This window comes from Paenibacillus sp. FSL H8-0122 (genome assembly GCF_038005345.1).
Classification (GTDB): Bacteria; Bacillota; Bacilli; order Paenibacillales; family Paenibacillaceae; genus Paenibacillus_AQ.
Window position 1 is genome coordinate 4293431 of the sequence record NZ_JBBOTB010000001.1, and the last position, 12519, is coordinate 4305949.

Genomic DNA, 12519 nt, shown 5'->3' on the forward strand with positions numbered 1-12519 from the left:
TGCCCGGCTGAGGCTACGCTGACTGCCCGGTCTTCCACAAAGGAGCTGTCCGTTCATGATTATGTTCATTAAGTATCTGCTGTTTGCCCTGCTCGTTATCTTCATGGTATGCGCCGCCGCGTACAGCATCTCTTCCCGCAGAACCGCCGACCCGCTCATACAAGGCACCAGGCGCTCGATCATGAATATGCTGCTGGGCGGAATGCTGGTCACGCTTTCACTCATGTCGATGTTCATCTTCCGCGGCTCGACGCTTAACGTGGTCATTGAGGCTGCTTTCCTGCTACTGGGCCTGTTCAATATCTTCTCGGGACTGCGCAGCTTCAGCTACTACAGCCGGATGCGCAGCGGAAGCTGAGGGTTCAGCCGCCGCCCATACAAATAGACCAGTTGCCCCTCCTGATCGCCTGCAGGACAGCCCTGGTCTAATTAATTTTTCCCGAAAATGAATCCTCGTTCATCGTCACTCTCATCGTTATTCGCCCAGCATTACCCGCTCATCGTCAGCCGCTCATCCCCGCTAGCCATGGTCAATCGACTGGAGCATCAGAACGGCCTTGGCTACAATGGTATCCATATAGCTGATCTCGATCTCCAGCTTGCAGGTGCGGCGGCTGATCTCCAGCAGCTTCGGCATGACGGTGATGGAATGCTCGATCTGTACCGGACGGATGAAATAGGTGGACATATTGTCCAGTACATAGTCGTTCCCGGTGATGTCCTTGGCTGCTTTGAAGGCGGACAGGGTCATCAGGGTGGACAGAACCCCTTCCGAGATCGTCCCCAGATCAGTTGCCATCTGCGGGGTAATGAAGCCGTGGAAGAATAATCTTCCCTCCTCATCCCGCTCATCCGCGAACCCGTTCCAGATCAGATGATCGAACGTCTCTCCAAGCTGCGGCTGATTGCTGGCGTCGCGCAGGCTCTGCAACACTTCACGCCGGGTGACCGACCCTACCAGCTTGCGGTTGCGGTCCACAATGGGCAGAAAATCGATTCCCTCCCACATCATAATCTGCGCCGCCGAAGCCAGCGAGGTCTGGAGTGCAGCGGTGACCGGACTGCGCACCATCGCCTTTTCAATAATTTGCCCTTCGCTGAGATCCTCCACATCACGCCGGCCTATTATCCCGATGACCCGGTTCCACTCATCCGTGACCGGGAACCGCTGCTCGCCGCTGGCCTGCGACAGTTCACGCAGCTCTCCTACGGTGCTGGAGATTTTGAGTGTATTCAGGCGCAGCTTGCCCTCCACGATATCCTCGACCAGCATGATCTTCTTCTTGATCAGCCGGTCAAAGATCGCGCGGTTAATCATCGAAGCCACGGTAAACGTATCATGTCTGGACGAGATGACCGGCAGGTCCAGCGCATCGGCCAGCGCTTTGACCTCGCGGCTCGTGCCGAAGCCCCCCGTTACAAGGACGCCTGCCCCCTGCTCCAGTGCAAGCGAGTGCACATCATCGCGGTTCCCTACGATCAGCAGACTGTCCGCATCGATGTACCGGATCATGGCATCGACCTTCATCGCACCGATCACATATTTATGAAGATGCTTGTTCAGCCCCTCTGCTCCGCCAAGCACATGCCCCTCGACGATATCCACCACATCCGCGAAGGTAAGCTGTTCGGAAATATTGCGCGGCTTCTTCTCCACCCGGACCGTGCCAATCCGTTCCTTGGTGATGACGATTCCCAGGTTCTCCGCTTCCTTCACTGCACGGTAAGCCGTACCTTCGCTGACCCCCATCTCCTTCGCCAGCTTGCGGACGGAGATCTTGGTTCCCACCTTCAGACTTTCAATGTGCTGCAGCAGTTGTTCATGCTTTGTGATATTATCGCCTTGACCTTCCAACTGTTACACCCCCATACCCCGATCTGTACTATTCTGTACCCATTATACATGCTGGGCACACCGGAGTACAACAGGTTACACTGTATCTTTCAAAAGTTATGACAGCTCTATGACAAGCAGCTATAAATGTATGGGAGATATGCGGAAAGAACGGGCCTTCCCAGGATTGACATCAATGAGTACAGCCGGGAATATATATATAACACCGCACACCTTACTTCCAGCAGGAGTGGCATGCACAGGTAACCCCCAGTCCGCCGCACAGGCAAACAGGGGGTACTTTTGCACCGTTAGCTTAATCCCGGAACTATGATCTCTGCGACACCCGGCCTTCTTCGTTCCACTGGCCCTGCCACTGTGCAAGCTTGGCCTTGCGGACGGCATCCAGGCGCTTCTGCTTCTCTTCATCCACTCCGATAATAAAATGCAGATGTGAGGCAATAACCAGGAACGCGAAGACACACCAGACCAGACCGAAGCCCAGCACCCAGCCGGAACCATTCTGAAAAGACAGCTTCGGCAGCGCGTATAACAGCATGGCCAGGGCAACCAGCAGATACACGGAATGTTTGAATTTACTTCTTTTTCTCATTGCAGGACCGCTCCTTCGCTCTACAGGATTGTTAGAATGAATCTATATCTCTATTCTATGAACCTGCGGCCTGAAATATGAGACAAGCTGCGTAATTTTTCAGCAGGCTGATCACACCTTGTTAGCAGATTCTATCCTGCATGGCTCGGGTATGAGATGTTATATAGCGAAGGAGGGAATGACCTTGAATCCCATTTATAACCAGACCCGGTACATCGCCCGCAAAAAAATATTCTCTGCGCCGGGCGGAAAGCTACATATCTTGGGTGATTCGGGGGAGCTGCTGCTGTTCTCGGAAATGAAAGCGTTCCGGCTGAGAGAGGACATTACACTGTACCCTGACGAGACAATGGGGAGGGAGCTGCTGCGGATCAAAGCGCGCAAGATTCTTGATATCAGCTCAACCTATGATGTGTATGATATGGAGACCGGTGAAACGGTGGGCGCACTCCGCCGCAAAGGCCTGAAGTCTCTCATCAAGGACGAATGGGCCATCCTGGACACGCAGGATAACGAGATAGGCACCATTAAGGAGGATAACGCCTTGCTCGCTTTGCTGCGCCGTGCGGTTGCCATCATTCCGCTGAAATATAACTTGGAGATCGGGGGAATGGTGATTCCTGCCTTCCGGTACAACTTCAACCCGTTTGTCACCAAAATCACTGCCGATTTCTCAAAGGACACCCACGGCAAGCTGGACCGCCGTCTCGGGATGGCCGCTGCTATTCTACTGTGTCTGGTAGAGGGCAAGCAGGATTAACGGAATATGACAAAAAGGGTGATTCCAGAGCCATATGGCCCTGAAATCACCCTTTTTCTGTATCAGAGAATCCCCGATGCGCTGCCGGTGCTTATTGTGCGCCGTACATTTGGGACAGGCTGTCTGTGATGATTTTGTTCACATCTTCGATGACTACACTGAGGCGGCGTTCTGCGTCGAACAGACGGCGGATGCCCAGGTTCAGGTTAAGCACCTCAAAGAGCTTCTCCATCTTCTCCATGTCCTCCTGTGGAGGCATGTCCCCGCTCATCATCCGCTGCTGCAGCTCAATCTGGCTCTGGCGGAAGTTGTCGAGCATCGCCTTGCTCTCCGGATCTGCTTCGATCACCTTCATTGCACTGGTAATATCAGATACCTCACTGCTGTCTTTAATGGCACGCGCCAATTCATGCGCCTTATCAATCACGTTCATTCTATTTCCTCCTCCAAATAATGTTCGTCTCTGCTTCGCTTCCAAAGCCCCCGCTCATTCAGCAGGCAGCGGATCTATGCCTGTTCAGCAGCCAGCCCAGGGGCTGTCTGCGCCCAAATTTGACAGCCGCGCAAGTTCCGACCGGGCAAGCCTACTTCCTTCTGTGCTCCCGCCCTCCGGTCCAGGGCGCGCCTGCCAGCCCCCTGGCTGCCGGCGATATTAATCCGCCCGGCACGGCTTTTTCGGGAATAGGTCAATCACCAAGGGTCAGATGTCTCCATATGATGAATGATATGTAACCCTCAAGATTCATATTGCCGGCACCATGCTTGCCTACCGGAAGGAGATTCACGATGTCTAAGCTAAAGATCCCGGTTCAAACGGTCCACTCGGGCATCCTGCAGGAAAATGCTGTAATGCTAGGCGACAAATCCATGAAGAGGCTCAAAATACCGGCGCACGGAACCATTCAGCTGAACTTCGGCTCTTTCCGGCAGGAGGTTACCGTAATTCCTGTTCCCAAATCCGACAGTCTGCGCGTTAGCGAGGCACTCGCCCGGCGGCTTGGCTTAAGACAGCGCTTGACGCTTAACGCTTCCTACAGCACCGGCAGCCGCATTCTGCGTCTGGGGCCGATGATTGGCGTCCTGGTGAGCCGGGACCATCCCGAACAGCCGGAGCGGGTCTTCGGCCAGATCACCATGTTCTGCCGGGAGCTGACTCATGCCTGCCATGCACAAGGCGCTTATGTCTATTTCTTCACCCCGGAAGCGCTGGAATCACGCACCACTACCATCCAGGGCTGGGTCTACGATGAGGGCTGGCGGAAGCTGAGTCTTCCTGTTGCCGATGTGATCAACAATCGGCTGACCACGCGAAAGGTAGAGAATAAACCTAGCGTACAGCATTTTTTGGCAGATGTAAAATCCCGCTACGGAACTCACTTCTTCAACGAAAAGTTCCTAGACAAGACGGAGGTATTCGAGGCGCTGGCTCTGGACCCCGCCCTGCAGCGGTACTTGCCCGAATCGCATGCCCTGAACGGCTTCGCCATACTCAAAAAAATGTGCAGCAGCTACCCCAGCGTGTTCCTGAAGCCGGTACGCGGCAGCCTGGGCAAGGGCATTCTGCGCATTTCCAAGGAGGAAGGCGGCGGCTACCGGCTGCTGTCCACCACTCCGATGGGTACACGCAAGCAGAGCTATTCCAGCCTGGCGAAGCTATTTCAGTCCATTGCCCCCAAGATGAAAACCACCCGCTTCCAGATCCAGCAGGGTCTCTCCCTGATGGAGCTTGGACGGCGGCCGGTCGATTTCCGGGCACTGGTACAGAAGAACGGCACCGGCAAATGGGGCGTCACCTCCATCGTGGCCCGGACCGCCGGAAGTAATCATTTCGTCTCCAATCTTGCCCGTGGCGGTACGCTCAGTACGGTCAAGGAGGCCGTCAGCAAAAGCAGTCTTCCGGCCGGTGTCAAAGAGAGCACCCAGATTCAGCTGCCCAGAGCAGCGCTGGCCATTGCAAGAGGGGTTGAGACCTACATTCCCGCCCATTTCGGGGAACTCGGCATCGACCTCGCACTTGACCAATCCGGCCGGATCTGGCTGCTGGAGGTCAACTCCAAGCCGTCCAAGAACGACAACACCCCCCTGAATGATCAGAAAATCAGACCCTCAGTCAAACAAATGATTCTATACTGCCGTTATCTGGCCGGGTTATAAGGAGGACATCATGACCACAACAGCAATGGGGTTCCTTGGCATTATGACAGGCCGTCGCCACGGGATTCCTCCCATCGCAGAGCCGGAGTTCTGCAGTCATCTCTGCCGTGCGGCCCCGCTGTATGAGTTGAAGGTCCTGATCTTTCATCCGGAGGGTGTGGCTGCAGACGGCTCCTATGTCCGCGGATATGAGTGGCAGAACGGACAATGGGAGCCTGTGCAGGCTCCGGCGCCCGACATTCTCTATAACCGCTGCTTCTACCGGACACCGGAGGAGAAAAGAGCAGCAGCGGCTGCCCTGTCTGTATTGACCCGCTGTCTGCCCTGGTCACGCGGGCTTCCTGATAAATGGGGAGTCTACGAGATTCTGCGGCGCAGCCCCGCTGCCGCCCCCCTGCTGCCGGAAACTGAGCTATACAGCAGCCGCGAAGCGCTTGGCAATATGCTCGCCGGAAGGGAATACGGTGTCTTTCTGAAGCCCCGGACCGGCTCCCACGGCAAGCGCACCCTGCACGCTGTACTGCTCGGCAGAAGCGAAGGCGGCGGAGTGAAGGTGCGGGGCAGAGACCGGGATAACAAACCTTTTCAATATGTTTTCGGTACGCTGGACGAAGGTCTGGAATGGATCGGCCGCTTCATCGGCCAGCACCGCTATATCATACAGCCTTACCTGCATCTCACCGGCAGTGAAGGACAGCCGTTCGATGTACGTGTTCTGATGCAGAAGAACGGCACTGGTGCCTGGACCCTGACCGGCATGGCCGTCCGGCTCGGCACCCGTGGATCACTGACCTCCAATCTGCACGGCGGAGGCACGGCCGTTCCTGTTCTCCCCTTCCTGCTGGACGAATACGGCGCGGGAGGAAGAGACCTGCTGGAGGAGCTGACCCTGGCGTCTGCGCTCCTGCCTCCGCTGCTGGAAGAATCCTGCGGCAGACTCGGAGAGCTGGGCCTGGATTTTGGTATCGATGCCGGAGGAAGAATCTATCTGCTGGAAGCCAATTCCAAGCCAGGGCGCACGGTGTTCCGGCTGACGGGCGACCGCCGGGCTGCTAGACTCGCCGCCGAGAACCCGCTGCGCTATGCGCGCCATCTGCTGCTTACCTCAAGCAGCCATCACAAGCTGCCTCCCGGGCAGCTCCGTTCACACGGGAGAATGATATCTATGGTTCCAAAGGAGGATTCATAAATGGGTCTCACTTTTTGCAATGTACATTTCACCAAGCAGCCTGATCGAGTAGTATATGTCTCGGGTGAACTGATGAGAAGCCTGAAATTATCCGGCAAGAAAAATATCCGCCTGCGCCTCGGAAAAGATGCCATTCCGGCCACGATCAAACCGATCAAGCGTGCCGGCAAGCACCTCTTCCTGGCCTCGGGCGTCAAAAGCGCCATCAAGGTCCCGAAGTCCGGCGGCATCTACCTGCGCAATCTGCAGAATGACGAGGTGCAGCTCGGACCGCTGGTCGGTGTGCTCTCAGACGGACCCTCTTCTGCTGCGCAGCCCTTCGGCTCCCGCACCGGCTTCATCAAGCAGCTGCTGCGCGAAGGCAGCAACAAATGCTACATTTTCGCCTTCATGCCGCGCGATATCGACTGGCAACAGGAACAGGTCAACGGATATTTCCTGACGGCAACCGGCCGCTTCGAGCGCAAGCTGGTGCCCCTGCCGGATGTAGTCTATAACCGCCTGCCCAGCCGCAGAGCTGAGACCTCCCCTTACATCAACCAGCTGCGCGAGCGCTTCGGACGCAAGAAGATTCCGTACTTCAACTGGAGCTTCTTCAACAAATCGGATGTCTACCGGCTGCTGGAGAATGACGGGGCAGCGAACCGCTTCGTGCCTGAAACGCACAGTAACCCCAGCTCCGAACAAATGCGGGATATGCTCGACCGTCACCACTTCGTCTATTACAAACCCTCGGCCGGCAGCCTGGGACACGGCATCTACCGCCTGACCTACCTGCCGAAGAAAGGGTATTTCGCCCGGTACCGCAGGAACGGCAAGAATGTGCTGCTGCGCTTCACCAGCTTCGACAGCCTGATGCGTATGCTGCGGGGACGCCATGGGCAGAGCATGCAGAACTATGTGGTCCAGCAGGGTATCCGCCTTATTGAGATTGACAACTGCCCGATTGATTTCCGCTTCCACATGCACAAGAACGGCAGCAATCAATGGGTCGTCGTCGGAATCGGGGCCAAAAAAGCCGGACGGGGCAGTGTCACCACCCATCTGAAGAACGGCGGAGCGCTATTGACCCCGCAGCAGGCCCTCGGCCGTGTGTTCGGGGCCAGATCAGATGAAGTCCTCCAGCGCGCCAAGACCACTGCCGTCAAGCTGGCAGAATCTCTGGAGATCCAGCACCGCCATCTGCTCGGCGAGATCGGGTTCGACCTCGGCATTGACCAGGATGAGGATATCTGGATGTTCGAGGCCAATGCCAAACCGGGACGCTCTATCTTCCGCCACCCCTCCCTGCGCGCTGAGGGCAAAGCTTCCATTGAGCACATCCTGGAGCATTGTCTGTATCTCAGCAAATTCCGCAGGAGGGATGACTTGTGAACAGCCGGATACCCGATCCCAGCAAGCCCGTAATCGCCATTCTGACCACCAGTGACCGGCTTAAGCAGTTCCGCGGTAACCGCAATAATTTTCGCGACATTATCCGTACCGGCAGAGAAATGGGCTATATGGTCTATGTCATCACGGTCCGTGACCTGAAGCTGAATGAACAGACCGTGACCGGCTACGTGCCCTCCGCCAGCGGAAGGCTCTGGTATGCCATTCCTGTTCCGCTGCCGCAGGTCATCTATAACCGGATTCCCAACCGCGAGGAGGAGGAGAAGGCACCGGTCGCGCGCAAAATTGCCGAGTGTCTGGAGCATCCCGAAATCTCACTGTACAATCCGAGCTTCTTCAATAAATGGAATCTCTTCGAGTGGCTCAAGGAATCCAAAGCAACCTCGAGGCATGTGCCCAAAACCCGGCGCCTGCGCAGCGCAGCGACCCTTACCGCGATGCTGAAGAATCACGAGAGCCTCTATCTCAAGCCGGAGAAGGGCAAGGCGGGCAAAGGCATCATGCGGCTGGGATACCGGCCGGACACTCTCCTTCCTTACCGGCTGCAGATTCAGAGCGGCAAAAAAAACACCACCTACAAAGCCGCGTCTGTCGAACGGCTATGGGCCCGGATCGGCCGGGAAAAAGGGTCCGCCCGCTATATTGTCCAGCAAGCCATCGTGCTTGCCGGACACCGCGGCCGCCCCTTCGATCTGCGGGTGCTGCTGCAGAAGAACGGCCGGGGCGCCTGGGCGGTAACCGGCATCGGCGCCCGGCTGGCCGGGGCCCGCAGCATCACCACCCATGTGCCGCGCGGCGGCAGCATTGAAGACCCCTCCAGCATGCTGGAGGGAACCTTCGGGCCCGAGCAGGCAGAGGTTATCCTGAAGAATGTCTCTACCACGGCGCTGCTGGTGGCCCGGCAGATTGAGCGGGCTTCATCCAGCATGCTGGGCGAGATGTCGATGGACCTCGGGGTCGATGAAGAAGGCGGAGTATGGTTTTTTGAAGCCAATTCCCGCCCGATGAAATTCGACGAGCCGGCCATCCGCAAGCTGTCGCTCGAACGCATTTTCCAATACGGCAATCATCTGTCCCGACAATCCAAATAATCCATTACCCGTCAAAGGAAGTGACACCATGCAGATATCCTCACTCTACGACAGCAATCCCGTACAGTGGGAATCCAGGCGAAACGGATTGCTTGAGTTCCTGAGGGAGTATGGGGAGCAGCGGATTACACTTCGCGGATGCAGGAGGCTGGCCCGGCTGACAACGGATCAGCTTGCCCTGCCGGGGGTCTCCCTGCTCGTTGCCACGGTGCGGGGTCAGAACGGCCGCCAGCTCGCAGGCGTCAGCTTCGTGTCCGGCTTCGGCAAGGAGGCCTGTGTAGTCGCCGTCCATCCCCTGTACCGGAACAGGCATACGGGCACAGCCCTGCTTGCTGCACAGCTGGAGCGCCTCGGGCAGCTGGAATGCCAAGTCGCCTGCGACAATGCAGCCAGCCTCAAGATGTGCTTCAACATCGGCCTTTCCGCTGTTGATCTGGTCACCGGACCTACAGGCAAGCCCACCCTGCTCTTGCGTTCCCCGAGGAGCGCAGCTGATCCCGCCATTCTCCCGCAAGGAGGTGAACTCCTGTGCCAGAGCCCGTCCTAGGCATCCTCACCCTGTATATGAACGACGCCAAGCAGCTCGAAGAGAAGAGTGTATACCGGAGGATGATTATCGAAGGCAGCCGGATTGGATTGGATGTCTTTGTGTTCACCCCGGCAGATGTACATGTCAGCAAGGACCTGATCAATGCCATGGTCTATGATGTCAAAAGCGGAGTATGGTCGCGCAAATGGCGTTCCTTCCCGAATATGATCTATGACCGCTGCCGGATTCAGCGCAGCCAGCGCTTCCAGCAGCTGCTGCGCTTCCGTGCGCGGTACGACCATCTGACCTTCCTGAACCGCCCGCTGCGCAATAAATGGACGGTGCATCAGACCTTCTCCCAGCGGAGCCGCTTCCGGACCCATATGCCGGAGACGCTGCTCTACCAGTCCTCTGCCGATCTGCACCGGATGCTGAAAGTAAGCCCCGTCGTCTACGTCAAGCCGATTAACGGCACCGGGGGGCGCGGCATCCTGCGGATCGAACGCCAGCGTGAAGGCAAGTCCCTCTTCGATATCCAGGGACGCCGCCAGAGCCGCCAGATCATCGCCCCGCGCAAGGTGTCGCTGAACCGGCTGGAGACCATCGTCCGCCAGTGGTGCATCAGCGGTAAATTCCTCGTGCAGCAGGGCATCCCGCTGCGGTTGCCCAGCGGCCGGTTCCACGATTACCGGATGCTGGTGCAGAAGAACGGCCAGGGCGACTGGGAGTTCACCGGCATGGCCGGCCGGGTGGGCGCCGCCCGCAGCGTCACCTCGAACCTTCATGGCGGCGGGCATGCCATGAAGGCCGAGACGCTGCTGAAGCAGTGGCTCGGCAGCGAAGATCGGGCCGACAAGGCCATGCGCACTGCCGAGAAGCTGGGGATCGAGGCTGCCGCCTATCTCGAAGACAGCTTCGGCGCCCTCTGTGAGCTGGCCCTGGATCTGGCCATTGACCGCGAGGGCCGGATCTACGTGCTGGAAGTCAACCCTAAGCCCGCCCGCGAGGTCTTCGCCCGCTCCGGCGACAACAGCACCTACCGCAAAGCGCTGGTCCGCCCGCTGGAGTACGCGATGTGGGTGTATAAGAATAAGAACACGCCTAGTTCTTCTAAGGTGGTTGAGGAGTAGGGTAATATATAGATAAGACAGCCGTCCCTGCCTTGTGGAGAGCGGCTGTCTTTTCCGCTATCAACTTGACGATTCGTACTGGAATATTGAGCCCTACTATACTGATGCGGCATCCGGAGCAGCTCATTTCTCTAGTTCCAGTCAACACCCGACTTTACTTTTTTATAATTTGACCCCCTTATGATATCTATATTGTATTGTGATGTTACATCCTTCGCAGGCTACATATTTCAATTTAAATTCACGGAGGTTATAGCACATGAAAAAGTTACTATTACTATTCGTTCCTTTGGTGCTGCTCCTTGCATCCTGCAACTCTAATAAAAGCAATCTAAATACATATCTTATTCCAAATAATTATGTGGGCTGTGTACAGATTATTTATAATCAAGAGGGGTTTAACGCTATCAAACAGGATCATGGGAGAAACATTTTTACCATTCCTGAATCTGGAGTATTAAAAACATCCGCTCCAGATGTTGAATATGGGATATCTTTCGAAGAATTTTACTACTATGATGAACAAAATAAGCAGCAAAAATTAGATGTCGATCAAATGATCCATGGCCACACTATAGGAGACGGCGAGTCGGTTAGCAGTTCCGGTACAATCGAGGGAACCTACGGTGCAGAGCTTTTTCGTAGGAACAGAAGCTGAGCTTAAAAACACTCCCGTTCCTGGTTATCCTGATGAATTAATGAAATAAGGAGTTTAATCCGCATGACTGCATAGATGAAGTGTACCGCTATTATGCTCCTTAAGCAGCTTTGAGAAAAGGGGGTTGGAGTAATCTATCTTACGTTCAGGAAAATCGCCAGTAAGTATAATTTTCAACATCTGAAGCAGACGCTTGCCCGTTAATTCCGTAGGCCCGGAAGACCATTGTCTGATACTGGGGTATAGATAGATCAACCCGCTGTAACGAAAGGCAGCCCTCAATCTTTCATAAAAATCAGCATAGCTGAGGGAGACACCGTTTGCGATAAGTTCGTTGTAATACATTTTGGCATCCTCATGGTTGAAATAACCGACCAGATCTATATAAAAAGGGGCGTAATGACAGAAGCCGAAATCAATAATATACGGCTCTCCCTTATAATAATGGACATGTGAACCATCCACCGATTGTAAATCCCCATGCGTAAGAGTCAGACTGTTCTTCTCACTGTACAAAGAAGCCATATCACGGGCAAAAATGTTGGCTTTCTCACGCAATAATGGCAGATAAGCGCCAAATTCCTGGCGAAAATCCGGGTTTTGCTCAGCACATGCTTCAAAATGGTCCACAGTCAATTGGGTAACCAAATAATCCTCCCAATACTTACGGTCAGCGTGGGGAAGCCACGGCATCTCAGAACCTCTACGCAGATTACGGGCATGGATTTTTGCCAGTGCTTCTGCACCCCTTGATGTCCAATTTGGGCCAGGCGGAGGTGTCTTGATTCTCCCCAAGTCCTCCATCGCCATCCACTTAGGCTCATCTGTCTCGATATCCGGTGAAAAAGCTGCTGGCGTGTTCCGGTGTCCCTGGTCAGTTAACCGTTCCATCGCCAGGCGTTCTTTCAAGGCCGCTTCTTTAAAGATCATACTTCCCCTTTGACCATCTGCATAAGTAATTTCTACGCGGCGCACCTCCACCCCAGACCATCCGCGTTCGTCTTCTGTCATGGACCCTTGCTTCAAATGAAGGACCTTTCCTGGCCCTAGTACATCAGCTAAACCTTGCGCAGCGAGGAGCATATGAGATTCCACATTAATTCACCTACCGATCTATATTAATCCTCTTTTCTCATTTTAAACAGATAATAGAGCGTTAAGATAAACTG

The 12519-nt window shown here is 55.3% G+C and carries 13 protein-coding genes; 9 read left to right on the plus strand and 4 right to left on the minus strand.

What is annotated here, in order from left to right; all coding sequences use genetic code 11:
• Positions 1–55: 55 nt before the first annotated feature.
• Entirely contained in the window at positions 56–358 is a 303-nt protein-coding gene (locus NSS64_RS18610) for a YtpI family protein (RefSeq protein WP_076082940.1), read from the plus strand.
• A 162-nt stretch (positions 359–520) separates the two neighbouring features.
• Here NSS64_RS18610 and NSS64_RS18615 read toward each other — a convergent pair whose 3' ends face one another.
• Complete coding sequence (locus NSS64_RS18615; RefSeq protein WP_340942257.1) at positions 521–1855, minus strand: DRTGG domain-containing protein; 1335 nt, start codon at positions 1853–1855, stop codon at positions 521–523.
• Between the two features lie 307 nt (positions 1856–2162).
• Positions 2163–2447, minus strand: a complete 285-nt coding sequence (locus tag NSS64_RS18620; RefSeq protein WP_036721603.1) for a hypothetical protein — start codon at positions 2445–2447, stop codon at positions 2163–2165.
• A gap of 178 nt (positions 2448–2625) precedes the next feature.
• On the opposite strand from NSS64_RS18620, the gene NSS64_RS18625 reads away from it, so the two are divergent.
• Positions 2626–3207 (plus strand): hypothetical protein, encoded by a 582-nt coding sequence (locus NSS64_RS18625; protein ID WP_341141090.1) that lies wholly within the window; start codon positions 2626–2628, stop codon positions 3205–3207.
• Between the two features lie 91 nt (positions 3208–3298).
• On the opposite strand, the gene NSS64_RS18630 is transcribed toward NSS64_RS18625, so the two are convergent.
• Positions 3299–3640 (minus strand): YlbF family regulator, encoded by a 342-nt coding sequence (locus NSS64_RS18630; protein WP_340942260.1) that lies wholly within the window; start codon positions 3638–3640, stop codon positions 3299–3301.
• Positions 3641–3993: 353 nt separating this feature from the next.
• Between NSS64_RS18630 and NSS64_RS18635 the strand changes: the two genes are divergently transcribed.
• From NSS64_RS18635 to NSS64_RS18665, 7 genes are all read left to right on the plus strand, one after another.
• Entirely contained in the window at positions 3994–5361 is a 1368-nt protein-coding gene (locus NSS64_RS18635) for a YheC/YheD family endospore coat-associated protein (protein ID WP_340942261.1), read from the plus strand.
• 10 nt (positions 5362–5371) lie between these two features.
• Positions 5372–6550 (plus strand): YheC/YheD family endospore coat-associated protein, encoded by a 1179-nt coding sequence (locus NSS64_RS18640; RefSeq protein WP_341141091.1) that lies wholly within the window; start codon positions 5372–5374, stop codon positions 6548–6550.
• Positions 6551–7924, plus strand: coding sequence for a YheC/YheD family endospore coat-associated protein (locus tag NSS64_RS18645; RefSeq protein WP_340942263.1), 1374 nt, complete (start codon positions 6551–6553; stop codon positions 7922–7924).
• Positions 7921–9033, plus strand: a complete 1113-nt coding sequence (locus NSS64_RS18650; RefSeq protein ID WP_340942264.1) for a YheC/YheD family endospore coat-associated protein — start codon at positions 7921–7923, stop codon at positions 9031–9033. The genes NSS64_RS18645 and NSS64_RS18650 overlap by 4 nt, the downstream gene beginning before the upstream one ends.
• A gap of 28 nt (positions 9034–9061) precedes the next feature.
• Positions 9062–9580, plus strand: a complete 519-nt coding sequence (locus NSS64_RS18655; protein ID WP_341141092.1) for an N-acetyltransferase — start codon at positions 9062–9064, stop codon at positions 9578–9580.
• On the plus strand, positions 9562–10692 hold the full coding sequence (locus NSS64_RS18660; RefSeq protein WP_341141093.1) for a YheC/YheD family endospore coat-associated protein: 1131 nt from the start codon (positions 9562–9564) through the stop codon (positions 10690–10692). The genes NSS64_RS18655 and NSS64_RS18660 overlap by 19 nt, the downstream gene beginning before the upstream one ends.
• Before the next feature lie 259 nt (positions 10693–10951).
• Positions 10952–11350: a DUF6843 domain-containing protein gene (locus NSS64_RS18665; RefSeq protein ID WP_341141094.1), complete on the plus strand. Its 399-nt coding sequence runs from the start codon at positions 10952–10954 to the stop codon at positions 11348–11350.
• A 54-nt stretch (positions 11351–11404) separates the two neighbouring features.
• Here NSS64_RS18665 and NSS64_RS18670 read toward each other — a convergent pair whose 3' ends face one another.
• Positions 11405–12361: a phosphotransferase gene (locus NSS64_RS18670; RefSeq protein ID WP_341141095.1), complete on the minus strand. Its 957-nt coding sequence runs from the start codon at positions 12359–12361 to the stop codon at positions 11405–11407.
• Between the last annotated feature and the right edge of the window lie 158 nt (positions 12362–12519).